36 protein-coding genes are annotated in these 22,006 nt (G+C 58.9%); 30 read left to right on the top strand and 6 right to left on the bottom strand.

Annotated features, from left to right (window positions below):
• Positions 1 to 29: 29 nt before the first annotated feature.
• The 3 genes from O3299_RS07175 to O3299_RS07165 form a co-directional block, all read right to left on the bottom strand.
• Complete coding sequence (locus tag O3299_RS07175; RefSeq protein ID WP_370385268.1) at positions 30 to 1,067, bottom strand: zinc-dependent alcohol dehydrogenase; 1,038 nt, start codon at positions 1,065 to 1,067, stop codon at positions 30 to 32.
• A 193-nt stretch (positions 1,068 to 1,260) separates the two neighbouring features.
• On the bottom strand, positions 1,261 to 2,271 hold the full coding sequence (locus tag O3299_RS07170) for an acetoacetate decarboxylase (ADC) (protein ID WP_305061912.1): 1,011 nt from the start codon (positions 2,269 to 2,271) through the stop codon (positions 1,261 to 1,263).
• Positions 2,272 to 2,309: 38 nt separating this feature from the next.
• Positions 2,310 to 3,539 carry an NADH:flavin oxidoreductase/NADH oxidase family protein gene (locus O3299_RS07165; RefSeq protein ID WP_305062954.1) on the bottom strand — a complete coding sequence of 410 codons (1,230 nt, stop codon included), beginning with the start codon at positions 3,537 to 3,539 and terminating at the stop codon, positions 2,310 to 2,312.
• Between the two features lie 252 nt (positions 3,540 to 3,791).
• Between O3299_RS07165 and O3299_RS07160 the strand changes: the two genes are divergently transcribed.
• The 5 genes from O3299_RS07160 (at position 3,792) to O3299_RS07140 (ending at position 6,754) form a co-directional block, all read left to right on the top strand.
• On the top strand, positions 3,792 to 4,601 hold the full coding sequence (locus tag O3299_RS07160; protein ID WP_305061911.1) for a type 1 glutamine amidotransferase domain-containing protein: 810 nt from the start codon (positions 3,792 to 3,794) through the stop codon (positions 4,599 to 4,601).
• Entirely contained in the window at positions 4,601 to 5,014 is a 414-nt protein-coding gene (locus O3299_RS07155; protein ID WP_289897896.1) for a MerR family transcriptional regulator, read from the top strand. The genes O3299_RS07160 and O3299_RS07155 overlap by 1 nt, the downstream gene beginning before the upstream one ends.
• A gap of 141 nt (positions 5,015 to 5,155) precedes the next feature.
• Complete coding sequence (locus O3299_RS07150; RefSeq protein ID WP_305061910.1) at positions 5,156 to 5,497, top strand: hypothetical protein; 342 nt, start codon at positions 5,156 to 5,158, stop codon at positions 5,495 to 5,497.
• Positions 5,498 to 5,537: 40 nt separating this feature from the next.
• Positions 5,538 to 5,819, top strand: a complete 282-nt coding sequence (locus O3299_RS07145; protein WP_289897898.1) for a hypothetical protein — start codon at positions 5,538 to 5,540, stop codon at positions 5,817 to 5,819.
• A gap of 65 nt (positions 5,820 to 5,884) precedes the next feature.
• A complete protein-coding gene (locus tag O3299_RS07140; protein WP_305061909.1) occupies positions 5,885 to 6,754 on the top strand; it encodes a hypothetical protein in 870 nt (289 codons plus the stop codon).
• A 154-nt stretch (positions 6,755 to 6,908) separates the two neighbouring features.
• Here the strand turns inward: O3299_RS07140 and O3299_RS07135 are convergent, their stop codons facing one another.
• Positions 6,909 to 7,223 (bottom strand): hypothetical protein, encoded by a 315-nt coding sequence (locus tag O3299_RS07135; protein WP_305061908.1) that lies wholly within the window; start codon positions 7,221 to 7,223, stop codon positions 6,909 to 6,911.
• Between the two features lie 235 nt (positions 7,224 to 7,458).
• Between O3299_RS07135 and O3299_RS07130 the strand changes: the two genes are divergently transcribed.
• The 24 genes from O3299_RS07130 to O3299_RS07015 all read left to right on the top strand — a co-directional run bounded on the left by O3299_RS07130 (position 7,459) and on the right by O3299_RS07015 (position 19,150).
• Positions 7,459 to 7,653, top strand: coding sequence for a hypothetical protein (locus O3299_RS07130; RefSeq protein WP_305061907.1), 195 nt, complete (start codon positions 7,459 to 7,461; stop codon positions 7,651 to 7,653).
• Positions 7,650 to 7,916, top strand: a complete 267-nt coding sequence (locus O3299_RS07125; RefSeq protein ID WP_305061906.1) for a hypothetical protein — start codon at positions 7,650 to 7,652, stop codon at positions 7,914 to 7,916. Before O3299_RS07130 ends, O3299_RS07125 begins: the two co-directional genes overlap by 4 nt.
• Positions 7,916 to 8,185 carry a hypothetical protein gene (locus O3299_RS07120; protein WP_305061905.1) on the top strand — a complete coding sequence of 90 codons (270 nt, stop codon included), beginning with the start codon at positions 7,916 to 7,918 and terminating at the stop codon, positions 8,183 to 8,185. The genes O3299_RS07125 and O3299_RS07120 overlap by 1 nt, the downstream gene beginning before the upstream one ends.
• Positions 8,134 to 10,038: a replication endonuclease gene (locus O3299_RS07115; RefSeq protein WP_305061904.1), complete on the top strand. Its 1,905-nt coding sequence runs from the start codon at positions 8,134 to 8,136 to the stop codon at positions 10,036 to 10,038. The genes O3299_RS07120 and O3299_RS07115 overlap by 52 nt, the downstream gene beginning before the upstream one ends.
• Positions 10,035 to 10,187: a hypothetical protein gene (locus O3299_RS07110; protein ID WP_305061903.1), complete on the top strand. Its 153-nt coding sequence runs from the start codon at positions 10,035 to 10,037 to the stop codon at positions 10,185 to 10,187. The genes O3299_RS07115 and O3299_RS07110 overlap by 4 nt, the downstream gene beginning before the upstream one ends.
• Complete coding sequence (locus tag O3299_RS07105; protein WP_305061902.1) at positions 10,184 to 10,330, top strand: hypothetical protein; 147 nt, start codon at positions 10,184 to 10,186, stop codon at positions 10,328 to 10,330. Before O3299_RS07110 ends, O3299_RS07105 begins: the two co-directional genes overlap by 4 nt.
• Before the next feature lie 30 nt (positions 10,331 to 10,360).
• On the top strand, positions 10,361 to 10,681 hold the full coding sequence (locus tag O3299_RS07100) for a hypothetical protein (RefSeq protein ID WP_305061901.1): 321 nt from the start codon (positions 10,361 to 10,363) through the stop codon (positions 10,679 to 10,681).
• A 3-nt stretch (positions 10,682 to 10,684) separates the two neighbouring features.
• Positions 10,685 to 11,191 (top strand): hypothetical protein, encoded by a 507-nt coding sequence (locus O3299_RS07095; RefSeq protein WP_305061900.1) that lies wholly within the window; start codon positions 10,685 to 10,687, stop codon positions 11,189 to 11,191.
• A complete protein-coding gene (locus O3299_RS07090) occupies positions 11,178 to 11,879 on the top strand; it encodes a hypothetical protein (protein WP_305061899.1) in 702 nt (233 codons plus the stop codon). Before O3299_RS07095 ends, O3299_RS07090 begins: the two co-directional genes overlap by 14 nt.
• A gap of 105 nt (positions 11,880 to 11,984) precedes the next feature.
• Positions 11,985 to 12,107: a hypothetical protein gene (locus O3299_RS07085; protein WP_268766380.1), complete on the top strand. Its 123-nt coding sequence runs from the start codon at positions 11,985 to 11,987 to the stop codon at positions 12,105 to 12,107.
• A gap of 57 nt (positions 12,108 to 12,164) precedes the next feature.
• Positions 12,165 to 12,965, top strand: coding sequence for a major capsid protein P2 (locus tag O3299_RS07080; protein WP_251348720.1), 801 nt, complete (start codon positions 12,165 to 12,167; stop codon positions 12,963 to 12,965).
• Between the two features lie 9 nt (positions 12,966 to 12,974).
• Positions 12,975 to 13,343, top strand: a complete 369-nt coding sequence (locus O3299_RS07075) for a hypothetical protein (protein WP_251348721.1) — start codon at positions 12,975 to 12,977, stop codon at positions 13,341 to 13,343.
• The gene (locus O3299_RS07070) at positions 13,340 to 13,543 is read left to right on the top strand and encodes a hypothetical protein (RefSeq protein ID WP_251348722.1); all 204 of its coding nucleotides are present in this window, start codon (positions 13,340 to 13,342) and stop codon (positions 13,541 to 13,543) included. Before O3299_RS07075 ends, O3299_RS07070 begins: the two co-directional genes overlap by 4 nt.
• Entirely contained in the window at positions 13,522 to 13,935 is a 414-nt protein-coding gene (locus O3299_RS07065; protein WP_251348723.1) for a hypothetical protein, read from the top strand. Before O3299_RS07070 ends, O3299_RS07065 begins: the two co-directional genes overlap by 22 nt.
• Positions 13,932 to 14,525 carry a hypothetical protein gene (locus tag O3299_RS07060; protein ID WP_251348724.1) on the top strand — a complete coding sequence of 198 codons (594 nt, stop codon included), beginning with the start codon at positions 13,932 to 13,934 and terminating at the stop codon, positions 14,523 to 14,525. Before O3299_RS07065 ends, O3299_RS07060 begins: the two co-directional genes overlap by 4 nt.
• A complete protein-coding gene (locus O3299_RS07055) occupies positions 14,522 to 15,424 on the top strand; it encodes a hypothetical protein (RefSeq protein ID WP_305061898.1) in 903 nt (300 codons plus the stop codon). Before O3299_RS07060 ends, O3299_RS07055 begins: the two co-directional genes overlap by 4 nt.
• On the top strand, positions 15,424 to 16,998 hold the full coding sequence (locus O3299_RS07050; protein ID WP_305061897.1) for an SGNH/GDSL hydrolase family protein: 1,575 nt from the start codon (positions 15,424 to 15,426) through the stop codon (positions 16,996 to 16,998). Before O3299_RS07055 ends, O3299_RS07050 begins: the two co-directional genes overlap by 1 nt.
• On the top strand, positions 16,995 to 17,615 hold the full coding sequence (locus O3299_RS07045) for a glycoside hydrolase family 104 protein (protein ID WP_305061896.1): 621 nt from the start codon (positions 16,995 to 16,997) through the stop codon (positions 17,613 to 17,615). Before O3299_RS07050 ends, O3299_RS07045 begins: the two co-directional genes overlap by 4 nt.
• Positions 17,616 to 17,641: 26 nt before the next feature.
• Entirely contained in the window at positions 17,642 to 17,950 is a 309-nt protein-coding gene (locus O3299_RS07040; RefSeq protein WP_305061895.1) for a hypothetical protein, read from the top strand.
• Positions 17,941 to 18,237, top strand: coding sequence for a hypothetical protein (locus O3299_RS07035; RefSeq protein WP_305061894.1), 297 nt, complete (start codon positions 17,941 to 17,943; stop codon positions 18,235 to 18,237). Before O3299_RS07040 ends, O3299_RS07035 begins: the two co-directional genes overlap by 10 nt.
• The gene (locus tag O3299_RS07030; protein ID WP_219137056.1) at positions 18,234 to 18,407 is read left to right on the top strand and encodes a hypothetical protein; all 174 of its coding nucleotides are present in this window, start codon (positions 18,234 to 18,236) and stop codon (positions 18,405 to 18,407) included. Before O3299_RS07035 ends, O3299_RS07030 begins: the two co-directional genes overlap by 4 nt.
• Positions 18,408 to 18,416: 9 nt before the next feature.
• The gene (locus tag O3299_RS07025) at positions 18,417 to 18,587 is read left to right on the top strand and encodes a hypothetical protein (protein WP_305061893.1); all 171 of its coding nucleotides are present in this window, start codon (positions 18,417 to 18,419) and stop codon (positions 18,585 to 18,587) included.
• Positions 18,584 to 18,709: a hypothetical protein gene (locus O3299_RS07020; RefSeq protein ID WP_285817012.1), complete on the top strand. Its 126-nt coding sequence runs from the start codon at positions 18,584 to 18,586 to the stop codon at positions 18,707 to 18,709. Before O3299_RS07025 ends, O3299_RS07020 begins: the two co-directional genes overlap by 4 nt.
• A gap of 51 nt (positions 18,710 to 18,760) precedes the next feature.
• Positions 18,761 to 19,150 carry a DUF6232 family protein gene (locus O3299_RS07015; protein ID WP_251348731.1) on the top strand — a complete coding sequence of 130 codons (390 nt, stop codon included), beginning with the start codon at positions 18,761 to 18,763 and terminating at the stop codon, positions 19,148 to 19,150.
• Positions 19,151 to 19,177: 27 nt separating this feature from the next.
• Here the strand turns inward: O3299_RS07015 and O3299_RS07010 are convergent, their stop codons facing one another.
• Both O3299_RS07010 and O3299_RS07005 read right to left on the bottom strand, forming a co-directional pair.
• Positions 19,178 to 19,477, bottom strand: coding sequence for a hypothetical protein (locus tag O3299_RS07010; RefSeq protein ID WP_251348732.1), 300 nt, complete (start codon positions 19,475 to 19,477; stop codon positions 19,178 to 19,180).
• Positions 19,478 to 19,629: 152 nt separating this feature from the next.
• Positions 19,630 to 20,172, bottom strand: a complete 543-nt coding sequence (locus tag O3299_RS07005) for an NAD(P)H-binding protein (protein WP_305061892.1) — start codon at positions 20,170 to 20,172, stop codon at positions 19,630 to 19,632.
• Here O3299_RS07005 and O3299_RS07000 point away from each other — a divergent pair.
• Complete coding sequence (locus tag O3299_RS07000; RefSeq protein ID WP_305061891.1) at positions 20,171 to 21,769, top strand: PA domain protein; 1,599 nt, start codon at positions 20,171 to 20,173, stop codon at positions 21,767 to 21,769. The genes O3299_RS07005 and O3299_RS07000 overlap by 2 nt on opposite strands.
• The last annotated feature ends 237 nt before the right edge of the window (positions 21,770 to 22,006 follow it).

Below are 22,006 nucleotides of genomic sequence, written 5' to 3'. Positions count from 1 at the left end.
CACCGCGCAGCCTGCCGGCGGCGTGCCGCTCAGCTGCCGCTGAAATCGAGCACCACGCGCGAGGCAACCTGGCCATGTTCCAGCCGGCTGAAGATATCGTTGATGGCCGACAGCGGCAGCAATTCCACGCCGGCCTTGACCTTGCCCGTGGCGGCGAAGGCGAGCGCCTCGGCCATGTCCTGGCGCGTGCCCACAAAGGAGCCGCGTATCGTCACGCAATTGGCGACCACGTCGAACAGCGGCGTCGGGAAGTCGCCCGGCGGCAAGCCGACCAATACGCAGGTGCCGCGCTTGCGCGTCATCGCCACGCCTTGCTGGAAGGCATCGATCGACGGCGCCGTGATCAGCACGCCGTGGGCGCCGCCCCCGGTCGCTTCGCGCAAGGCCGCGACCGGATCGCCCTGGCGCGCATTGATGGTCACTTCGGCGCCCAGGGCGCGCGCGTGCTCCAGTTTGCCTTCATCGATGTCGACGGCCGCCACGCGCAAGCCCATGGCCACGGCATATTCGATGGCCAGGTGGCCCAGTCCGCCGATACCGGACACGGCCAGCCACTGGCCCGGCCGCGCGCCCGTTTCCTTGATGCCCTTGTAACTGGTCACGCCGGCGCAGATGATGGGCGCCGCCTGCACGGCGGACAAGCCGGCCGGAATGTGCGCGACGTAGCGCGGGTCGGCCAGGATGTATTCGGCGAAGCCACCATTCTTCGTATAGCCGCCGAACTGCGCCTCGGCGCACACGGTTTCCCAGGCTGCCAGGCAATGTTCGCAATGGCCGCAGGCCGAGTACAGCCAGGGCACGCCGACCCGGTCGCCCAGCTGCACTTCCGTCACGCCCGTGCCCACGGCCACCACGAGGCCGATGCCTTCGTGGCCGGGAATGAACGGCGGCGTCGGCTTGACGGGCCAGTCGCCGCGCGCCGCATGCAAGTCCGTGTGGCACACGCCGCACGCTTCCGTCTTGACGAGGATCTGGCCGGGGCCGGGCACCGGCACGGCGACGTCGCGCAGCACCAGCGGTTGACCCAGCTGTTCGACAACGGCGGCTTTCATGGTGGTGGGGATCATGTTATTCCTTATGTAGTGGCAAATGCAGGACGCAGGCGCTCTGCCATGGTCTGTTCAACAGAGGCTTGCGAATGATCATATTCTGCTGCACACAATAGGAAAATTGATTGATCTACATCAACATATACCGGGAGGGGAGGCGATAAAAAAAGCACCTGAAACGGTGCTTTTTCGCTGCTTGCTGTTTAGCCAATCACTTGCCGGCACCGAGGGTTGCCAGCGGCTGCGGGGCATACAGTGCATTCTGGAAGGCTGGCACGTATTCATAGCTCATCATCTTCCCCAGCTTCAATGATTTGATATACGTGGAAAAACTGCCGTCGCCCAGCTTCAGGTCGACCGATTTCGCGCGCGTGCTCGATGCATGGCTCAGCAGGCGAGAAACGGCATAGCCATACGTCAGCTTGCCGGCGCCATCCTTGTTGGTGAAGCTGTTGCTCACCACCTCGGCCTCGTGCGACAGGTCGCCCAGCTTTTTGCCTTCGAAAACAAAATCCAGCTTGCCCGTTGCGCTGTCCGTGACGGCAAAGGAAACGCTTGCTTCAGTTTCCTGTATGTCGATACCGGTCAGCCACTTGGGCAGGTTGTAGCCAACTACGCCACGCACCCTGGCCAGTTCCGTGTTGACGGGAAGCTTGAGCACATAGCCCCAGAAATCATGGGACAGCGATTGGCCCAGCAAGGTCAAGGGGCCAAAACTGGTGGAGCCGGGCTTGTTGGTCACAATCGCCAATGAAATTTCATTGTAGCTGTCGTTGTCGCAGTATTCGTAGGCGTAGGCCGTCAACGCCACGGCCCCCCGGCCTGGCCACACTTGCAGCGGCTGGACTGCTTTCAATATGTCTTCCGGCATCAATTCCTTCAAGCGGGCAAGGTCGGCCGTAAATACCGCCGTGATCTTGCGGTTCTTGTAATAGAAATTCGGCGAATACGAGGCAAAGCCGATGTCGACCTTTTCTTTCTGAATGCCCTTGAACCAGCTCAGGTCAAGGTCCGGCGCTTCCGACGCAATGACCGATAAGGGCGGATTCGAGCGGAAGCGCTCGTACAGGCCGCCAGCGGCCACGGGGACGGCATGGCCGGCGATATCGATGATGACGGGCGTGTTTTCGGCAGGAGTTTCGGCCCGCGCCGGGCTTGCGGCTAGACTCAGCATCAATGTCGATACTGAGGCGGCTGCTGCCGCGGCAATTTTCATATTCATGGCTTGCACCTTCAATGTTGGATGTGGAAAAATTCAGTTCAAATCCCGCTATTCATCCTGCGGCGATACTGCCGGCTCCTGATGGCGGTTTCCCATTGCTGCATCAGCAGCGCAAGGGCGGGCGCCACCTGCGGCCTGGTATGCTTGCCCTGGCTCAGGCGCCGCAGCTGATACTTGACCATCGCCATGTAGGCGATGGACGACAGCACCTTGTTTTTCCACGTGATGGCCCTGAGCAGGGGGCTCGCCGACGGATCGGCGCGCCATGCCTTGGGCAACTGCGGATCGATCGCCAGCGCCGTTCCCATGCCGGCCATGGCGATGCCGCTGTCGAGCACTTGCTCCACCACCTGGTAGCGGCGTATGCCGCCCGTCACCATGAGGGGCATGCTGGCCACCGTGGCGATCTCCTTGGCGAACTCCAGGAAATAGGCTTCGCGGGCCAGCGTGCGGCCATCGCGGGTCTGGCCATGCATGGCAGGCGCTTCATAACTGCCGCCGGACAACTCAATCAAGTCCACGCCCAAGGTGTTGAGCATGGATACGACTTCCTTCGCATCTTCCGAACTGAAGCCGCCTTTCTGGAAATCCGCCGAATTGAGCTTCACCGCGACGGCAAAGCCCTTGCCGACGACTTGCCGCACCCCGTTGACGACGTCGACCAGCAAGCGCGCCCGGTTTTCCAGCGATCCGCCCCAGCGGTCCGTGCGTTGATTGGTCAGCGGGGAGAGAAATTGGCTGATCAGGTAACCGTGCGCCGCATGGATTTGCACGCCCGTAAAACCAAACCGCTCAGCCAGCCGGGCGCTGTTGACAAAGCGCTGCTTCACGTCGGCAATATCGGCCTCCGTCATCTCGCGCGGCGCCGAAAATTGCCTGGAAAAGTTGCCCATATCCATAGGCACAGGAGAAGGCGCGATGGTTTCCTGTCCCAGGGCGGCGGGCATCTGGCGCCCTGGATGGTTGATCTGCATCCAGATCTGCGCCCCGCGTGACCGTGCGGTGCGGGACCACTGCTCGAAGCGGGCGCCAAATTGCTCGGACTCAAGCACCACGCCTCCGGGGCCCGTCATGGCGCGGCGGTCGATCATCACGTTTCCGGTGATCATCAGGCCAACGCCGCCGTCCGCCCACGACTGGTACAGGCGGATCAGTTCCATTGACGGCGCGTGGTCCTTGTCGGCCATGTTTTCTTCCATGGCTGCTTTGGCAAGGCGGTTCGGAATGACTGAGCCATTGGGCAATGTCAGTGCGGTAAAGGGTTTCATGCTGATCTCCAAGGTTGCGATAGCCTCACGATAAGCTTTAAGCTAACTTGAAGGTCAAGCCCAGAAACGAAAAAAAATCGCACTGTCGCGTTCGGGACACTGGTTTGAAGAAGGGCCGCTCCCCTTGAACCACAAAAATCCCGTGGCAGCCGATCTGCCGCTTGACATTCAAGTTGGCTTTAAGCTTATAGTTGATCACGCTGTGTTCGGCGGACATGGCCCAGACTATTCAACTATTCGGAGGACGATCCCATGTCTGTTTTCAAGAAACTGCTCCTGGCTGCCATGCCCTTGCTGTTCCTGCAGATGGTTGCTGCTGAACCGGTGTCCTCCATGCGCGATCCGGCCATGGAAAAAGTGCTGATAGTCATGACCAATCATTCCCGATATCCGAGCAGAAACGACCATACGGGGCTGTGGCTCACGGAATTGACGCATGTGTATGATGTGCTGAAGGAAGCCGGGTATGGCATCGACTTCGTCAGTCCCAGCGGCGGTGTGGTGCCGCTGGATGAACGCAGCCAGGGATGGCTGTACATGGATGAGGCAGCAAAAAGTCACCTGAGTGATCCTGCTTTCATGGCATTGCTGCAATCGACAAAAGCTGCGGCCGACATCGATCCCGCTGCCTATGGGGCTGTTTTCTACACGGGCGGCCATGGAACGATGTGGGATTTCAAGGGCAACAAGGACCTCAAACGCATTGCCGAGGCCATCTACCGCAACGGCGGCGTCGTTTCCTCCGTGTGCCATGGCGCCGCTGGCTTGCTGGATCTGGAGGACGAGAAGGGCGAGCCACTGATAAAAGGGCGCAGCGTGACAGGATTTTCCAACTTGGAAGAATCGCTTGCCGGCATTAAGGACCAGGTTCCCTACCTTTTGCAAAGCGAGGTAGAGAGCAAAGGGGCGCTGTATGCCAAAGGCTTTTTCCCGTTTGGCAGCTTCGTGCTGACGGACGGCCGCCTCGTCACCGGCCAGAACCCTGGTTCCAGCAAGGAAGTGGCGCAAGCTCTGCTCAAGGCTTTACGGAATAACAAACTACAACTTCAGCGGGGAAAATAATGAAAATTGGCGAATTGGCCAAGCGCAGCGGCTTGGCGGCGTCCACGATACGCTTCTACGAATCCAAGGGCTTGTTGAAAGCCGTGAGCCGCCAATCGAACGGCTACCGCGACTATCCGCTGGAAGCGGTGGCGGTACTGTCGATTATCAGCGACGCGCAGCAGGCGGGCTTTTCCCTGGACGAAATCAAGCAAGTCTTGCCGGAAGATAGTTCATCATGGAAACATGATGAACTGATGGCTGCGCTCAAAAAGAAGATAGCCGATATCGAATCGCTGGAAGTGCGCCTGGCGCAGAACAAGGCCCATCTTTTGTCGTTGATTCAATTGATCGATGCAAAACCGGAGGATGTGGACTGCAAGGACAATGCCGCCAGGGTCATGGAAAGCTTGGGTATTGCCAGTAAAAATTAATACAAGGCGGCTGCCTGCAAGGGCGCGTCGCCCAGGAAGTGTCCCAGTTGCTCGCCGGTCAGCTCCCCCTGTAGCTGAAATCAACATTTTTCCGCTATCCACAAACTGCACTTCTTTCTGCGCGGTCCGAACGGCGAACAGATGGGCCAAGTCCACGTGCGCGATCCGCACCGTTTCGGCTTCGGCGTGGCCGGGGCGCACAAGATCGCCAGTTACATAGCGAAATACTGCGGCAAAGAAATGCAGTGCAGGGTGCTTGACCAGAAACGCTACTTCCGCTCCAGAGGCATCGTGGTGCCGGAAGTCGATGTATGGCGGGTGCCGTTTTGTACAAACATGCTGCGCGCTGCGCAGGTCGCATTCCAGGCGCTTTCTGGCCATTGCATAGACGGCTTGCAGAGCTGGTGCAACAACAATCTCGGCGTTGTGTACCTGGCGACCGCACCGGGACTGCCACAGGTGGTGGACGATTGTGCATTCTGACAGTTACTCCACCTTATTTGATGTGGAGGAGGGACGTGATATGGCAAAATTTGACGACAATTCACTGCGGATACTTGAGCAAATTGAGGATGAGTTCCGCAATCAGTACTGGATCATCCGCAATTCCAGGCGGACCAATTGGCGGGCAGTGAACCGAACGAGGATGCTTGGCGATTTTATGTACATGCTTGGGGTGCCGAAATGGGCGGTGCAACAGGCGCGGTACTGCCTAAAACTACGGGTCTGCGAGCGCTGTTTTAAGGATGAATTTCGTTATCATGGGCTATGCGAGCGGGCAAGGCGTGGAGACTTTGATGTGTGAACATGGTATTGTGCATATGGTTCTCCTGTTAATCTAATTTTCTATTTAACCTTCCGAAATATCATATGCAATCATATTATCTTAGAAGAGTAGTTATCGATGATGCGCGAGTTGTAATTAATATTGCAGAAAAGGATTTCATTGCTTTAAGATTATCAATGGATTGTCTTGTTAATATATTATATATTGAGGAGAAATATGATTTTATTGTTAAAAATAAAATTGCTCTTGACTCAGCATTAGAGTATCCAAATGAAATTGATCGGAATATGCAATCGCACAGGTATGCAAAGAGTGAAATTAATCGACATTTTGCAAACGTCTTAACTACTACGCGTTTATATGTCGATCAGGGACTGCGGTATGGGAAAAAGCTTGATCGGCTATTCGGTGAGCCGTTAGTCAGCTTCGGGGCGTGGTTCGCTCAGGAATACGACGCTAGATTGGGGTATCGAGTAATGGAAGCCTTACGCAATTATGTACAGCATCGTGGCGATGCAATCCATCATGCATCATTTGGCACATACAAAGAGTACATTGAAGACCGAATGGTAATTGTAAGACGTATTGACACGTATCTCGATCCATCGGAGCTACGCAAGGAGAAAAAATTTAAGGCATCAGTTCTTGATGAGTTAGATGCTCAGGAAATTCGCATAACTGCTCAAAGTTTTTTGAGTGACTATCTCGAAGGGCTTCAGGAGGTTCATGAAAAGTTTCGTGCTGCGACTAAAGCAAAGTATATCGAGGCTACGGACTGTATATCCGACGCATTCATTCGCTATAGTGGAAGTGCTGAAGATGTAATTGGTTTGCAGGCTGTTGAGGAGTATGGTTCCGGACAAGTGAAACGCTCGTTCTCGGTTCTTAGAGACCCGATTTACATGCGAGATTTTTATGAGTCAAAAAATCCTACTCGGATGGCAATCGGATAGAAGAGATGATTCAGTGGGGGAAATTGGTGTTTTCTTCACTTTTTAAGATAGAGACGCCTGCCCATGTGGCGATACTAAAAGTATCGCTATCCCCCGTTCTTCATTTGACATAATATAAATACAACTAAGTCATTGGCTAAAAAATAAGCTGTTGCTACCGGGGGAGTGCAAGACTCCGAACCGATTTAGCGTGTGGCAACAGTGTTAGAAAACCCTCAAAAATCTCCTGCCAGATAGATTGCTCTGCTGGCGTCTTGGCGCGTGCGCGATGCATGTCCAGCATAACGATGCCAGGATGAATGCCAGCAGCAACAGCAACTTTTGATGCAATCTCATCATCCATTTGACCGCGACCGGCGCGATAGTTGCTGATGGTGGATGCGCGCATGCCCAGCTTCTTTGCCAGGGCGTAATCGCTCTCAATTCCCAGACGCGCTTTCGCGGCGTCAAGATATTCAATGGTATTCATGATTTAGCTTCCCAGGGCTTGGCCCGCCGGACGGCGGGTATGAGGCGAATATACGTCACAGACCGAAATAGTTCAACACCCACAACACGAAATCGTTCACGAAGCTTGACGTAGTTCACGGAACGAAATATATTGCATCGGTCGAGCGGTATTCCATCACGCTCCCCAGGCAATGCCGCTTCGCGGGCCGCTTGACTCCTTTGCCGGGGACGTAAAACAGCCTGGGGAGGCCACCATGAGCGTTACAGAATCTTACAAAACAATCACTATTTCCACTGGCGCATTCGTAGAAATCGAAATGGCCATACGCCTGGAAATCGCCGCGCAAGAGCGCCACATTGAGCGCACCCACATTGACACCATCGGCCACACTGCCGCTGTTCGCCGCCTGGCCGAACTGCGCGCCGCCCTGGTGGAATTCTCGGCATGAGAGGCGCCGACGACACGCAAACGCTGGAACTGCCCGGCATCAAACCGCCAGTGGTGACGAAAAAGCGGGGGCGTCCGGCCCTCCATGCCGACCCTGCCGCCCGCCAGCGCGCCTACATGGCGCGTAATGGCATTGTGCCCATGACTGTCCAGTTACCGGAAGCGCTTCACGCTGAGTTCATGACCTGGCTCACGTCGAAGGGCAAAAAACAAAGCACCGTCATCGCGCACCTGATCCGCACGCAATTGCTGAGGAAACGATAATGCCAGCCGCCGCCACGTCGTCAAAAAACAGCCGGAAAGAGGCGCGCATCACTATCTGGCTGCTCCTGCCGCATCCTGTCCGCCGCCTGGTGCTGGCCTTCGCTGATATGCCAGACGCCCGCGCCAATGACGAATTGACGGCCTTCACCCGCAACGAGCGCGCCAGAATCACTGCCGCGTTGCGCTCGATGATGACGCACCTGTCCGTGGCAGAGTCATGCATGAACGACAGCGACGTGACGACGCGCACCACGACGGTCTTGCACTGATGCCGACCATTCAGCAAGAAAACGGTATCCGTAGCGTCAAGGGCTTGCCCCTGCGTTGGGGTATTCCTGCCTACCGCGAATTGCATGCGGCGCAGGCGGGCACGATTGGCGCCATGCCTGAGGGCTATAAGCGCCTGTCGGCCATGCTGGATGAGGTGACGGCTTGCCCGTTGCCGCTGGACAGCACCGAGGCCCAGCTCACGATGCTGGCCGAGCGGTGCGCGAATGAGTGCATGAATGTCGCGCTGGATGCCCATGACGCGGAAACCCTGCGCGTGTGCGTCGAACTGATCGTGCGTATGTACGATATGGACGTATCCACCATCAAGGATGACCGCCAGGCCGTCAAGCGCTACACAGACCCGGCATGGTGGCTTCGCAACCTGCGCACCGTCCATGGGCGCGCCCGTGAGCATGCCGCGATGCGCCTGGGCTTCGTGTCGAGCCGCAAGGGCAAGTATTGCAGCGACGAGGCAGCGAAAAGCCGTGTCGGCCAGCGCCGCCGCAACAAGAAAGTGCTGCAAAACACCGTGCTGCGCAACATGGAAACCGGGCAAGAGTTCGCACTCGATGAACTGGCCGACAAGAGCACTGCAAACCCGAAAATACGTCATGACGAACTGATGATGCGCATGGACGGCGTGGACGAGATAGCCATTGAAAACGGTCACGTGGGCCTGTTCGTCACGCTGACCGCGCCAGCCGCCTACCATGCCGTACTGGAATCGAGCAGCATGCCGAATCCGAAGTACAACGGCGCCACGCCACGCGAAACGCAGTTGCACTTGCGCGGCCTGTGGGGCCGCACCCGCGCACAGAACGACCGCGACGGCATCGCCCCTTACGGTTTCCGCGTCGCTGAGCCGCACCACGACGGCTGCACGCACTGGCACATGATGGTTTTCATGCCTGCTGACGATATCGAGATATTCAAGCGCAACCTGCGCAAGTTCGCCCTGCAAGAGGGCGCGAACGATCCCGGCGCTGACAAGCACCGTGTGAAGTTTGAGGCGCTCGACCCAGCGAAGGGCAGTGCCGCCGCCTACATGATGAAGTACACGGCAAAGAACATTGATGCCGAAGACATCAAGGAAGACGCGAACGGGCGCGACATTATCACCAAAGAAATGCGCGTCAACGCCTGGGCGGGCGTGTGGGGCATCCGGCAGTTTCAGGCGTTCGGACAGCCGCCCGTGACGCCGTACCGCGAGGGCCGCCGCGTCGCTGAGGCCGTCGTGGAGCAGGCGCCTGAATGTGTCAAGGATATATGGCTTGCTGGCAACCGCCTTGACTTGGTGGACGAGGAAACCGGCGAGATAGCCGGGCAGAAGAAATGCTCCTGGGCGGCCTACATCAGGGCGCAGGGCGGTATCAACATGGGCAGGGGCTACCGGGTGCGCGTGGCGCAGGCGGCACGCACCGAGGCAGGGCGCTATGGCCTGTTCGGGCGCGGCCCTGTGGGCCTGTTCGTCAAGCCTGATCCTGAATTCGTCGGCCCGCCACAGATGTACGCCTCTACCCGCTTCACGTGGCGCCGCGTCGGGGTTGCCGTTGACGTGCGGGTTTGCCGTCCTTGGAGTCCTGTCAATAACTGTACGCCCGCCAGGAACGTGAAGTGGGAGAAGGACGCACCGATGCCTGACCCGGTAGAGCCGCCAGATGATTCCGCATGGTGGGGTAATGCAGATTTTGACGTATTCGACCACCCGGATTATCAGGAATTCATGACCAGCACGGAGGGGAGGGCAGCAGGTATTGAGTCTCAGGCGCGGGCGCTGAGCGCTTGCGACCGGCATGAGGTCGCATATCCACGCTTTTACATCAAAAAACCAAAGAAAAAGGATCACCAGTGACGAATATCGAACAGGGCCAGGCGCTTGAGCGCGAGGCCGTCGCGTTGTACCGGCAGTACGGGTTCATCTTGCCAGGCCCGGCGAAGTCGTTTTTTCGCAAACTGGCAATTCACCTGCAATGGCAAGAACTGATGAAAGCGACAACATGAACCGCAATCCATACGTGCCGCCCGAAGACCGGGCGGACTATCTGAAAAGCACGATCGTGAACGAGGCTCCCAAGCCTGCGACGGTCGCCCGCAAACCAGCAGCCAAACCGGCCCATAAGGCGCCGGCCAAACGCCGCAAATAACTGGGCGCGGCCTAGCGGGCCGCGTACATCATGGCAAAAAAACCAACAATCGGGCATGTGGAATGCACCGTGTGCGGATTTCCTGACGCGCACGTCAAGGAAGACAAGAACGGCCACGCGTACATCCATTGTGCCGACAACTGCCAGGCGCAGACATTCACCCGGAACGACTTCCGCAACAGCAAGTTGCGGGAGCGCATGCGGGCTGTAACGGTAACGGTAACGGACGATACCGTTACCGTTACAGCGCCTGAGCCTGCGCCAGCGACGGCGCCGCCGCCCGCCATCGACAAGGTGCCGCCCGTCAAAAAGCCGGGCGGCTGGCTTCAACCACTTTTAGCGAAAGGATAGGCCATGGCCGACTTAAACGAGAGCCAGGCCGAACCGGCCAAGCTCGACCCGAGTGACCCGCTCGACCGCATCGCCATGGAGGCCCTGGGCGAGGAGCGGGCGCAGGAACAGGCTGACGCCGACTTTATCGACCCGCCGCAACCGCCTGGCATCGACCCGGCGCAGACCTGGGGGCAAATTCCCTTCATGTTCGGCAAGGTGCTGAGCATGGCCATGCCGGAGCTGGCGGGCGTCTACACGGAAGAGAAATGCTATCAATGGGGCGTTGGCATGGCTGCTGTGTCCGAGAAGTACGGATGGGATGCCGGTGAGGTAATCGGGCGCTTCGGCCCTGAAATCGCCTTGGCGGTGGCATCGGTGCCGCTGGTGGTGCCGACTTATCAGGCGATCAAGGCGCGCCGCGAGGAAAAGGAGCGCGAGAAGGCGCCGCCACGCCAGGAAAAGGACATTACGCCGTCCACCGATCATCCAATGAGCCAGGCGCCAGGAGGCTTCGTTGACCCGGAATAAGGCGACGGCCGCCACAGCCGGCACGAAGAACAAGGCCGACATCATCGCCGTGATTGGCGCCAGCGGCACGGGCAAGTCCTCGTACATCAAGGGCGAGTTGCTGCGCAAGTATCTGCGCCTGCTGGTCTGGTCGCCGCTGGAAAAGACGGACGATTACGCTGGTTTCTGCAAGGGCGTCGTGGTCACGGGCAAGATTTCGGAGCTGGTGGCCCAGGTCAAGAGCGGCGCGCGCGCAATCGTCTACGTGCCCACCGGCAGCGATGCCGAGGTAAAAACGCAGTTCGATCGCTTCTGCCGCATCGTGTGGGAATTGAACGGCGCAACGGTGCTGGTGGAAGAGTTGAGCCGCGTCACCATGGCAAGCTGGTCGCCGCCCGCCTGGAAAAACCTGTCGACAGCAGGCCGCCATCAGGGCTTGACGATCATCGGCACGAGCCAGCGCCCGGCCACCATCGACAAGGATTTTCTGGGCAACTGCACGGAAATCCGTTGCTACCGCGTCAATTACGACAACGACGCCAAGGTGATGGCCGACTCGCTGGGCCTGCAAACGCAGTATGAGCCAGGCGCGGGCGGTAAAGCTGTGGCGGTAAAACCACTGCAACAGATACGCACGCTGCCCAATTTCCACTTTATTCACAAAAATCCTGACCTTTCGACACGGCGCGGGGTGAATAAATCGCTGTAACGGTAACGGATACCGTAACCGTTACAGCTTATTGCCGGTTTCCAGTGGGGCGGGCAGCATCGGGGCTTGTTAGTACCGAACAAATAACCCCATAGGAAACCGAATATGAACAAGGCCACCATCCATACCGCGCTGATCGCCCTGGCTGCTTTCGCCGGTGTGTATTTCATCCAAAAATCGTTCGTGAAAATCCCCGTCGTCGGCGTCTACCTGCCGGGCGGCCAGTAACCCCGGCCAGGCGGCCAGCGGTAACTTTCACCAACACCACCATCAGGACAAGAGAATATGAGTTCCAATATTGATCGCATGATCGATCTGCAAAACGTCAAGCCAGGCGCTACGGCGGTGCTGAAACTGTCGTACAACGCCACCTTCGACAAGCTGCATTTCATGCTGTCGGGCGGTCTGACGAAGGCCAACGTGGGCCGTATCGAAGGCAAGGCCAACGGCGTGACCTTCTTCGTGGACGATGGCGCCTTGCTGGGCGTGCGCGATGCCTATCAAGGCCTGTTCGTTGACGAGAACGTCATCACGCTCGACTTCACGGAGCCAAACACCCGTGGCGGCGCCGCTGCACAGTACCTGTCGGCACTGCCGCGCAACATGCTGGCCAGCCTGACGTTCGAAATCGAAATCAAGCAGGCGGCGGCAGCGGGCAGCGACATCAAGGCGGTGGCGGAATACCGCGACGGCACGCAAAACCCGTTCGTCCTGCAACGCAAGGACTTCAATGTTCCGCTGACCCTGATTGGCGAAAACGACGTGATGCTGCCGGTGATGGCCAATGGTGGCTTGATCAAGCGTATCTGGCTGCACCACACGGGCCACATCACGGTCGCGGAACTGCGCACCGATGGTACGCCGCGCATTCGCGCCAAGGTGGGCGAACTGAACTACCAACAAAAGCGCAATCGCCTGGTGCCACAAGCAAACCTGCTGGTGCTCGACTTCATCGGCGACGGCAACCTGATGAACATGCTGGACACGTCGCGTATCACCGAAGCGCTGTTGCGCATCACGACCGACGCACCGGACAGCCTGAAAGCGTACATCGACTACGTTTCCGACATCAAGCTCCTGAAATAAGGCGGCGTCATGAGCCAATTCGATAACTTCCTGGGCTTCGGATCGAGTGACTACGATTCCGACCCATATAACACGCTGGGCACGGGCGCTACCGTCCTGCCGGACGTGTCGTGGAGTTCCCCGGCGATGGAAACGAGCACGTCAACCGGCAACGGCTTTGGCGACTTCTTCGACTCCAAGGCGGGTAATTTCGTGCTGGGTAGCCTGAATACGGCGCTCAATTACGCCATGTACCGCGATCAGCGGCAATTTACGGCCGTGGCCAATGCGCCGCAACAGGCCGTGCAGCAACAAGTCGCCGTGCAGCAAGTGCGCAACAACAACCTGCTGCTGTGGGCGGCCATCGCTGCCGGCCTGATCTTCCTGGTGAAGAAATGAACCCGGCATTGCCTCCGCTGCCGCCGCTGCAAATGGCGTCCACCTCGGGCGCCAAGGGCGGCAACCAGGGCGGATTCGGCGGCGCCAGCAGTGGCGACTGGATCGTGAACAGTGGTGCCGGTGCGAGTAGTGGCATGTCCACGAAAACGTGGCTGTTGCTGGCGGTTGCGGGCGGCGCATGGTTCCTCTTGAAACGGTAGGCGTCATCCGTGCCGGCGTGCTGGATGACGCGGCGCGGGCGGCCTACGCTGCAGCGTACCGGCCAGACCGGGAAACCGGGGGCGGGCTGGGTTCGATGGATGCGGCCATGCGTGGCGCCGAACTGTTCGAAGTCGTTGTTGCTGGCGCCGTGGTGGCACGCTACGCCCTGCGGATGGATCAGCACGACAACGGGCGCGAAATCGTCGTCGTGGCGGCTTCTGGCGGCCTTCCTGGCGTCGATCTGGTCGCCTCCGTGCTGCCAAGCATTGAACGGCAGGGCGCGGGCGCGGATCGCATGACACTGCGCACGCGGCGCCCTGGCCTGGTCAGGAAATTGAAAAAACAGGGGTGGGTGCTGGACGCCTACTGCATGGGGAAGAAAATAAAATGAGTTCAAGCAAAAGTACGGCCTCGCAGTCGCAGTCCCAAGAAACAGCAGACAACCGCATTACCGGCTCGGGCGAGTCGGTCAATTTGGTGGCCAGCCGCTCCAATATCGGTGATGTATCGATCAGCCAAACCGACCACGGCGCGGTTGATGGCGCCTTCAAGTTCGGCAACGCCTTGACGGACGGCGCCCTGAAATTTGCCGATTCCACCGTCACGGGCGCGCTTAGCACGATCAAAGCCAGCGTGAAAGACAGCCTGGACACGACGCGGGCCGCGCAGGACAGTTCCTTCAAATTCGCCAACGCCGTATCCGACAGTGCATTCAAGTCGAATGATGCCGCCCTGGGCGGCGCCTTCAAATTCGCCGCGGATATTACGGCCGGCGCCGCGAACGAATTGGCCGCCGCTGGTGCGCGCTCGGACGCGGTGGCAAAAAACGCGCTGCAGTCGGTCAAAGATGCCTACGGCGACGTAAGTAGCAAAATGGAAACAGCCTACACCAACAGCAAAGCCGGTGAGCAAAAAGTACTCGTCGGCGTGGGCCTGGCCCTGGTCGCCGTCGTGGCCTTCAAAGCGATGGGGAAAGCATGAGTTACCAGTTAATCCGCCTGTCGGCGGGCTTTGAAATGCGCGTCGACATTCCGGGGCGCTTGATCTTGGTCGATTCCGTATCGACAGGGCAGGGCGTCGATATTGCCCTGGTGCGCAACGGCACGCCAGCACCATACATTCCAGGCCGCCAGGCGGGTTTCCGCCTGGTGGAAGACTTCGGCGGCGTGCTGCTGCGCTCGGCGCTCGATTGCGAGGTGGGCATCTTCCTGTCCATCAACGATGTGCAGCTCGGCGGCACGGCCGGCGGCGAGGTGGTCATTCCGACCGGCGTCGCCGTGACAAATGACCTGGCGCACTCGATCCCCGTCACGCTAACGTCAAGCAGCAACACCACGCCGATTCCCGTCTCGCTGGCCAGCATCCGCGTCAACAATACGCCGGCCCAGCCGATCCCGGTCAGCTTCGCCGGGACGGTATCGCCTGTGCTGGGCGTCGTGACGGTGGACAACACCAACGCCGAAGCCATACCCATGCTGCAAAAGCCGGGCGAGGTATTCGAGGTACACGTAAACAATGCGGTGCCGCTGCCCGTGTCAGTCAACAACACGGATGCGCAAGCTGTTTTTGTCCAGCCGAAGGCGACCGCTGTTTTCATGGTGGATGACAAAAAAAGAACGCTGATCGTTGATGCTGCTCCTGTGGCAGTGGGCCTTGCTGCGACGGCCATTTCAAGCGATGCAGCATACAAGCGCCTCGTTATTCGCAATGACAGTGCGCTTGCGGTAATCGCGCTGGGTGGCGCCGGGGTGACGATGGCCAACGCCGTCTTCGTCCTTGAGCCGGGTGATGTATTTATCGAAAACGATGCGCCAGGCGCGGCATGGTTCGGCCTGGCTGATGTGGCGGGCGGGATCGTACAAATTCAAGGGTTGAAATAATGGGCATTATCAAGAGTGGTTTCGTGCAATGGCGCGCCGCCCTGGCCGCCGGCGGTGCAGTCCTGATCGGCTTCAAAAATACCACCGTGGCCGCCAAGCTGGCCCGCATTCTTTCGCCGCTCGATGTTGGCGGCGCTGGTGATGGTGTTGCCGATGACACGGCGGCTGTTGCCGAAACGGTTGGCGCTGTCGACAAGCTGCGAAATTACAAGGTGAGTTCGTTTTCAAACCCGATGGGGGCTGAAACGCCGGATGGCGTCGCAGTGCATGCGGTAACTCATCGCGTGTTCAATCCGTCCCAGCACAAATTTATGCAGGTATTCGGCGCCGAAACGCTGCAACACTGGTTTGGCCTGTTTGCCAGGAACTCCAACACGGTGGCGTCCGGCGACGGCGCTGTGAAGCGCATGGTGTTGTCGGGCGATTCGGTCACGTACGGTTCAGGCAACACAGTAGGCGTGCCGGCAAACGTGCTGGATATTCTGGCCGGCCAGCGCGGGTATAAAAACGTTTCGGTAATCAATCACGGACAGCCAGGTGCCGCCGCCTTCCAGTGGATCGATATGTTTCTACAGGGCGATCTGGATGCAAACCCTGATTTGCTCGTCATTGGATGGGGAGATAACGATTTCGGCCTGGGGCGTACCGCTGAGCAGCTCTTGGCAGTTATGCGCACAGCCCTTACACGACTGCGTGCAGCGCGCCCGCCTGAGCAAATGTCGATCATCTTGCGCACGCCAACGACGATGACTGACCCGGCCAACAACCGGACAGGCTGGCGAATCGAGCAGGTGATCGAAGGCTATAAGCAGTTAGCCCGCGATTTCCAGTGCGCCTTTGTCGACGTCTACTCGATGTTGCAAAACTCGCATGACGCCTTGGGCGTTTGGATGGACAACAGCGCGGGCGGTGCCGTGCATCCGCTTGACGTAATGCAAGAGCATATTTGTGCTGCCGTAGCAGACCTGGCGTTGCCGCGTCACGGGGCTGATTGGGTGGGTAACGCCGTCTACAACTGGTCAGCTGGGACAAAATCGCGCACCTATGCGCAGTTGCCAAACGCCTATTTTGACGGAATTACAATGGTCACTGTCGCGCCTCCGGGTGGCAAAAACGGAGACCCGTATAACGGCACTTTCTACACATTGAAGCAAGCGGACTCGAGCGTGCTGCAATTAAATACGCCACTCTACGGTGCGACGCAAGGATATGGCATTTCGGCGCGCCTCGGATTTAACAACGCCTGGGGGCCATCACTGGGCGCATTGCGCGACTTGGTGCCGTTCCTGGTGAGCGGATGGACGGCGGCCCCTTCGGCGCTCAATGCAAGTTTCTGGCTGTCACTCGATGGCGCGGTAAATTTGCAGGGCACGATTAGCGCCGGAACACTGGTTGATGGGACGGTACTCTTCACCTTGCCGGCTGGTTTCACGCCGTCCGCCGCATGCGTCTGTATCGTCGCCACCTCTTCGGGTTTTGCCCGCCTCGCCATTGAGCCGAACGGAAGCGCAAAAATTTATGGCGCGGCCGGCGTGACTTACATCGCGCTGAACAGCGTCAAATTCAAGGGATGACAAAGCTCGTCATTGTCGGCGCCGTTGTTGCCGCTGCCCTGCTGATCCTGATGCGAAGCGTGCAGGGCGGGGCGGATGACGGCGACACGGCATATGAGGAGCCAGGTCTGCTTGACCAGGCCGATGCACTTTTTCAGGAATTTACCGATATGAATTCAAGCGTTTCACCAGAGCAGCAGGGCCGCAACCTGGCCGCGTTCATGAAAATGATCCGCGTCAGCGAGGGAACGGCAGGGCCGGACGGATACCGCACCATCGTGGGCGGTTCGCTGTTTGACGACTATTCCGACCATCCGCGCCAGAAAATCTGGATCCCAAGTATCAACGACTATTCCAGTGCGGCGGGCGCCTTCCAGATCATCCGTCGCACCTGGGATGGTGTGCAGGGCAAGCTCGGCCTGCCCGATTTCAGCCCGGCCAGCCAGGATCAAGCATGCGTCGAACTGATCCGCCAGCGCGGAGGCCTCCGCCTGGCCATGAACGGCGAGTTTGCCGCCGCCGTCGAAAAGTGCCGGAAAGAATGGGCCAGTCTGCCGGGCGCCGGCTACGGCCAGCGCGAGAACAGCCTGGCGAAGCTGCAAACCGCATATCTCAACGCAGGGGGCCAACTGGCATGAACAAGAGCGACATTCAAGATTTGGTCATGGGCGCGGCTGTCGTTGCGCTGGGCTATGTGCTGTACACACAATTCAAGCCGGGCAAGGTAGCCAGCGGCGCCGCTGGCGCGCTGGCGCCCATCCTCAACGGCCAGATCGGCGGCAGCTATGACCCGACGTACGGCGCGCCGTATGACCAGAATACAGCCCTTGGCTCGTTCGGACTGGCCGGGCTGCTGAGCGGCACAACGAACGACTGGACGTATGGCGGCAAGGATTACTTGTCCACGATCACGAGCCCGCGCCTGGGCGGCACGCAGCCGGACAGCATCGTGGTGAAAGGCTGGTGGAACTGATGTTGGGACAAGGCAAATTCATGCTGATCGGCGTGGCGGTAGCGGCCCTGGCGCTTCTGGTGCTGGTAAAAAAAAAGGGTGCGGCTGCGGATGTGGGGATCGCTGTCGGTGAGGCGGCTGCTGATCTGGCTGGCGGTGTTGTCGGTGGCGTTGCACTCGGCATTGGCGATCAAATAGGCCTGCCGCGTACCAACATGACGGAATGCGAGAAGGCACTTGCCGAGGGTCGCACCTGGGACGCCAGCTTTGCATGTCCAGCTGGAAAATTCATCGGGAGTTTCTTTTGAACCTGAAAAGCATTATCCCTACGGGGCCGCAAGTGGCGCGTGAGGCGCTGATCGTCCTGGGCGGGCTGCTGGTGGCGGCCTTCATCCTGTCCCGGTTTCCAAAGCTGCAAAAGTTCGTCACACAAAACAGCCTGACCATCAAAGATGACAAGGGCAACACCATTTATTAAGGGATGAGAATGAAACGATTTTTCGAAAGTTTTAAAGAGGCGTCCACCTGGGCGGGCGTGGCGGGCGTGGCGTTGTCCGTGTCGCCGTTCCTGCCGCCGCCGTTCCATATCTGCGCGCAGTGCCTGGCGGGCGTGGCTGGTGCGCTGGCCGGCGCCATCCGTGAAGGCGCCAAGGCATGAGCGGGCTGAGCCAGAAGCACATGCTGATCCTGGCCGCCGCCGTGGCCGCGTACTTCATGTACAAGCAGCACAAGGCGGCAAACGTGCTGAACGATCGCTATCCGATGGCGTACAGGAGCTAGGCCGTATCGGGAATTCTTGATACCATTGAATCTCATTTCTTGGGAGAAACAATGAGCGGCGCAGCAGAAACCACGTATTACACGAACGACAGGGTAACCGTCACAAATGCCCGTTTCATGGTCGATGGCGAAACGCATGCAATAAGTGGCATTACATCGGTCAAGCTTGAAGTGAAAAAGCCGAATAGGATACTGCCCGCGGCGCTCATAATTTTTGAATTATTGGCGCTCACAAGTGGCAAGAACTTAGCAACTCTGTCTATCTGGCATTGGGCCATTATCTTGCTTCCAGGGCTAATCTGGATGTGCTTTCAACGAACGCACTATACGGTAACGCTTGCCAGCGCGTCCGGGGAGCATCGGGCCTTGAAAAGCAAAGTAAAGCCGTTCGTCAGCGAGGTGGTCGAAGCAATAAATCAGGCGATTGTCCGTCGAGCATAGAAAAAGGCCCGCAGATCGCGGGCCTTTTCACATGATGGCGTGCATGGCCAGGCGGGCATGCCATGGGCGGGACGGGCGATCTTTGATGGCGTCGAACAGGTCGTGCAGTTTCGCATGGCGAACCTTGGCGGCCACATCGTAGCCGCGCACGTAGTTGGCGAAGGCCCTGGGGCTGAGGTGTAGTGGCGCGACGGAGGCCACCCAATCGTATAAATCTTCCTCAATGACGGCAATCTCTCCGAACAGGTCGATTGCTGGCTGGCGTAGCTGATAGGAAAAATAGGCTGCTGGCGGCTTCGGCTTGCGGCGTGTGGTTGTCTTTTTCATTAGGATATAATGCCCGGCGCCTTCGGGCGGCAAAACGGGGAATAGAGGGGGATTTGGCGTTTTACATAATTTCGTAAAAAGCTAGACTTTTTCGAGGAACTGAATGTACTGCTTTGATTCTGCACTCTTTTAGCCATTTGACATAATATAAATTATGCGAAGTTATGGATGAATTTGAGAAAACCTCCATTTTGCCATCTCCCCAATCGCAAATGCGATTTTCCCCCTCTGCGCGCTGCTGTCGCTGATGCTGCGCCGCCGCGCTTGAACGAGCTGCATGAAATACACGGCTTGTCCCCGTCCATGTGCGGTTTGTTCACGCCCAGATTCGCGTGCAGGTGCAAGTCTGGCGCTGCGATGATGTTGGCGATCAGGTCTGCCACGCTCCTGCGCGAGACCACGGTGCCGTTGAATGGCGCGCGGCGCATCGTCCGTTCGTCGCCGACTTCGTCTTCGTTCGTCATCCAGGCTGGACGCACGATCATGTATGCGAAGCCCGGTCCTTCGATGGCGTTGGCGGCGCGGTGGAATGGTTTTGGGTGTTGCGCCAGCGGCAGATTGGCGTGAACCAGGACATGGAATCCGGTGAGGCGTGCCGGCCAGGCGCCTTGTCTCGTGGTAAATTGCCGTCCGTGAGAAGTATCTCCAATACCTACAATATCAATGAAATCAGGCGTTTGCCGACTATTTTGCATGAGAAGTCTCAAGATCCGCATGACCCGGCAGCCTGCACGCACGGCGTTGCTTTTACCGCCTGGCCGGCACTTCCTGTCCTTTGCCGGCGCGCTGGCCATCGCGGCCGCCTTGTGCGGCTGTGCCAGCAAGCCTGGGCCCTGGCCTGTGCGCGCCCTGCCGGCGTCGGCTGCCGTGACGGTCGATGCCACGCAATTCCTGTCCAGAAAACAACTGGTGGACTGGCAAGTGGACCTGGACGAGCGCCGCCTGCGCGCCACGGGTTCGCCCCGGCATGAAGCATATATCGACGTCCTGCATGAACGCCTGGCGCGCGCCGGTGTCAAACAACTGCGCTTTGAACCGGTCAGTTTCCGGCAATGGTCGGTGCAGCCGGAAGACTGGGGCCTGGAAGTTGTCCACGACGACAGGTCTGGCGTGCTGCCCACGGCTGGCTACATTCCGTATTCGGGCGTGACGCCGCCGTCCGGCATTACGGGGCGCATCGCCTATCTGGCGCCAGAGGCCAGTCCCGATGCCAGCCTGGCCGGCAAGCTGGTGCTCGTCGACATGCCCGCCGTGGCGTGGACGGGCAAGGTTTTCCATCGGTCCGCCGTGCATGTCCACGATCCGGACCACGCCATGGGGCCGGACACGCCGTATGCGCGCCAATTTCAGATGCTGGGGCCGTTCATCACCCTGCTGGACAGCCTGCAGGCGGCCGGTGCGGCGGGCGTGATCGTCATTCTCGATACGCCGCCCATGTCGATGAACGGCTTGTATGCGCCTTACGACGGCAAAGTGCGCCAACTGCCCGGCATGTTTATCGACCGTGACCGGGGTCGGCGCCTGCGCGAGAGCGTGCTAGCGGGCGCGGCGCCTGTCTTGCGGCTGACCATGGCTGCCACTGTGCGCCAGGTGCAGACGCGCAACCTGGTCGGCATCATCTCCGGCAAGTCCGCGGAATTGATGGTGCTGGGCAGCCACACGGATGGCACGAACGCGCTGGAAGACAATGGACCGAACGCCATCGTCGACATGGCCCAGTACCTGGCGCGCCTGCCGCAGGACAGCTTGCCGCGAAGCGTCATGCTGCTGTTGACGAGCGGCCATTTCGCGGGTGGCGTGGGCATGAAGCAGTTTATGGATCGCCACCAGGACGATGGCTTGATGCAAGGTATCGCCACGATGCTCACCATCGGGAACTTGGGCGCGCTGGAAGTGCTGCCTGACAGCAATGGTTACTTGCGCCTCACGGGCAGGTTCGAGCCGGCCGCCGTGTTTTCACCGCGCACGCCTGCCCTGATGGACGCTTCCTACGCCATGCTGAAGCAGGCCGATGCGGCGCCCGCGTTCGTGCTGCCAGCCTCCAGTCCTGCGGGCGATGGCGGTCCGAAGACTGCCGCCTGGCCTGGCGCTGGCCGGTATTTATGGGAGGCGCAGCGCATTCCCACGGTGCATTACATCACGCAACCGACCTATTTGCTCTACTATGGCATCGACAGCGTGACCCGGGTGGATTACCGGCTGATGCAGCGCCAGACCGTGGCCTTGACGCAAATGCTGCTGGACCTGTCGCGCGTGCCGTATGCCGATTTGCGCAAGGAAACGGTGCCATAGACCTTGCCGGGCGTTCACCTCCCTTCCCCGCCCTGCTCCCGGCGCCATTCCGGACACCATACCAGCGCACTGGAAAACAGGCGCTGGTATGGCCCGCATCGCCCATCTCCTGGGGTAATGCCGTAACTGGTATTGTGATCTTGCGCAAAGAATAAAACCAGTTGACTACCACCTGCAATGCTTGCACTCTGAAAAATCGGACGGTGTCCAGCCGCCCGGCCATGCTAAAAAATACAC

Origin of the sequence: Janthinobacterium sp. SUN176 (assembly GCF_030587335.1) — a bacterium.
GTDB classification, from domain to species: Bacteria; Pseudomonadota; Gammaproteobacteria; order Burkholderiales; family Burkholderiaceae_D; genus Janthinobacterium; species Janthinobacterium kumbetense.
This window is presented reverse-complemented; position numbering and strand designations above follow the sequence as displayed.

Bases quoted from the DNA above. Each gene is read 5' to 3' on its own strand.
- O3299_RS07175 (WP_370385268.1), bottom strand. From the start codon at position 1,067: ATGATCCCCACCACCATGAAAGCCGCCGTTGTCGAACAGCTGGGTCAA.
- O3299_RS07170 (WP_305061912.1), bottom strand. From the start codon at position 2,271: ATGAATATGAAAATTGCCGCGGCAGCAGCCGCCTCAGTATCGACATTG.
- O3299_RS07165 (WP_305062954.1), bottom strand. From the start codon at position 3,539: ATGAAACCCTTTACCGCACTGACATTGCCCAATGGCTCAGTCATTCCG.
- O3299_RS07160 (WP_305061911.1), top strand. From the start codon at position 3,792: ATGTCTGTTTTCAAGAAACTGCTCCTGGCTGCCATGCCCTTGCTGTTC.
- O3299_RS07155 (WP_289897896.1), top strand. From the start codon at position 4,601: ATGAAAATTGGCGAATTGGCCAAGCGCAGCGGCTTGGCGGCGTCCACG.
- O3299_RS07150 (WP_305061910.1), top strand. From the start codon at position 5,156: ATGGGCCAAGTCCACGTGCGCGATCCGCACCGTTTCGGCTTCGGCGTG.
- O3299_RS07145 (WP_289897898.1), top strand. From the start codon at position 5,538: ATGGCAAAATTTGACGACAATTCACTGCGGATACTTGAGCAAATTGAG.
- O3299_RS07140 (WP_305061909.1), top strand. From the start codon at position 5,885: ATGCAATCATATTATCTTAGAAGAGTAGTTATCGATGATGCGCGAGTT.
- O3299_RS07135 (WP_305061908.1), bottom strand. From the start codon at position 7,223: ATGAATACCATTGAATATCTTGACGCCGCGAAAGCGCGTCTGGGAATT.
- O3299_RS07130 (WP_305061907.1), top strand. From the start codon at position 7,459: ATGAGCGTTACAGAATCTTACAAAACAATCACTATTTCCACTGGCGCA.
- O3299_RS07125 (WP_305061906.1), top strand. From the start codon at position 7,650: ATGAGAGGCGCCGACGACACGCAAACGCTGGAACTGCCCGGCATCAAA.
- O3299_RS07120 (WP_305061905.1), top strand. From the start codon at position 7,916: ATGCCAGCCGCCGCCACGTCGTCAAAAAACAGCCGGAAAGAGGCGCGC.
- O3299_RS07115 (WP_305061904.1), top strand. From the start codon at position 8,134: ATGCATGAACGACAGCGACGTGACGACGCGCACCACGACGGTCTTGCA.
- O3299_RS07105 (WP_305061902.1), top strand. From the start codon at position 10,184: ATGAACCGCAATCCATACGTGCCGCCCGAAGACCGGGCGGACTATCTG.
- O3299_RS07100 (WP_305061901.1), top strand. From the start codon at position 10,361: ATGGCAAAAAAACCAACAATCGGGCATGTGGAATGCACCGTGTGCGGA.
- O3299_RS07095 (WP_305061900.1), top strand. From the start codon at position 10,685: ATGGCCGACTTAAACGAGAGCCAGGCCGAACCGGCCAAGCTCGACCCG.
- O3299_RS07085 (WP_268766380.1), top strand. From the start codon at position 11,985: ATGAACAAGGCCACCATCCATACCGCGCTGATCGCCCTGGCTGCTTTC.
- O3299_RS07080 (WP_251348720.1), top strand. From the start codon at position 12,165: ATGAGTTCCAATATTGATCGCATGATCGATCTGCAAAACGTCAAGCCA.
- O3299_RS07075 (WP_251348721.1), top strand. From the start codon at position 12,975: ATGAGCCAATTCGATAACTTCCTGGGCTTCGGATCGAGTGACTACGAT.
- O3299_RS07070 (WP_251348722.1), top strand. From the start codon at position 13,340: ATGAACCCGGCATTGCCTCCGCTGCCGCCGCTGCAAATGGCGTCCACC.
- O3299_RS07065 (WP_251348723.1), top strand. From the start codon at position 13,522: ATGGTTCCTCTTGAAACGGTAGGCGTCATCCGTGCCGGCGTGCTGGAT.
- O3299_RS07060 (WP_251348724.1), top strand. From the start codon at position 13,932: ATGAGTTCAAGCAAAAGTACGGCCTCGCAGTCGCAGTCCCAAGAAACA.
- O3299_RS07055 (WP_305061898.1), top strand. From the start codon at position 14,522: ATGAGTTACCAGTTAATCCGCCTGTCGGCGGGCTTTGAAATGCGCGTC.
- O3299_RS07050 (WP_305061897.1), top strand. From the start codon at position 15,424: ATGGGCATTATCAAGAGTGGTTTCGTGCAATGGCGCGCCGCCCTGGCC.
- O3299_RS07045 (WP_305061896.1), top strand. From the start codon at position 16,995: ATGACAAAGCTCGTCATTGTCGGCGCCGTTGTTGCCGCTGCCCTGCTG.
- O3299_RS07040 (WP_305061895.1), top strand. From the start codon at position 17,642: ATGGGCGCGGCTGTCGTTGCGCTGGGCTATGTGCTGTACACACAATTC.
- O3299_RS07025 (WP_305061893.1), top strand. From the start codon at position 18,417: ATGAAACGATTTTTCGAAAGTTTTAAAGAGGCGTCCACCTGGGCGGGC.
- O3299_RS07020 (WP_285817012.1), top strand. From the start codon at position 18,584: ATGAGCGGGCTGAGCCAGAAGCACATGCTGATCCTGGCCGCCGCCGTG.
- O3299_RS07015 (WP_251348731.1), top strand. From the start codon at position 18,761: ATGAGCGGCGCAGCAGAAACCACGTATTACACGAACGACAGGGTAACC.
- O3299_RS07010 (WP_251348732.1), bottom strand. From the start codon at position 19,477: ATGAAAAAGACAACCACACGCCGCAAGCCGAAGCCGCCAGCAGCCTAT.
- O3299_RS07000 (WP_305061891.1), top strand. From the start codon at position 20,171: ATGAGAAGTCTCAAGATCCGCATGACCCGGCAGCCTGCACGCACGGCG.
- O3299_RS07005 (WP_305061892.1), bottom strand. From the start codon at position 20,172: ATGCAAAATAGTCGGCAAACGCCTGATTTCATTGATATTGTAGGTATT.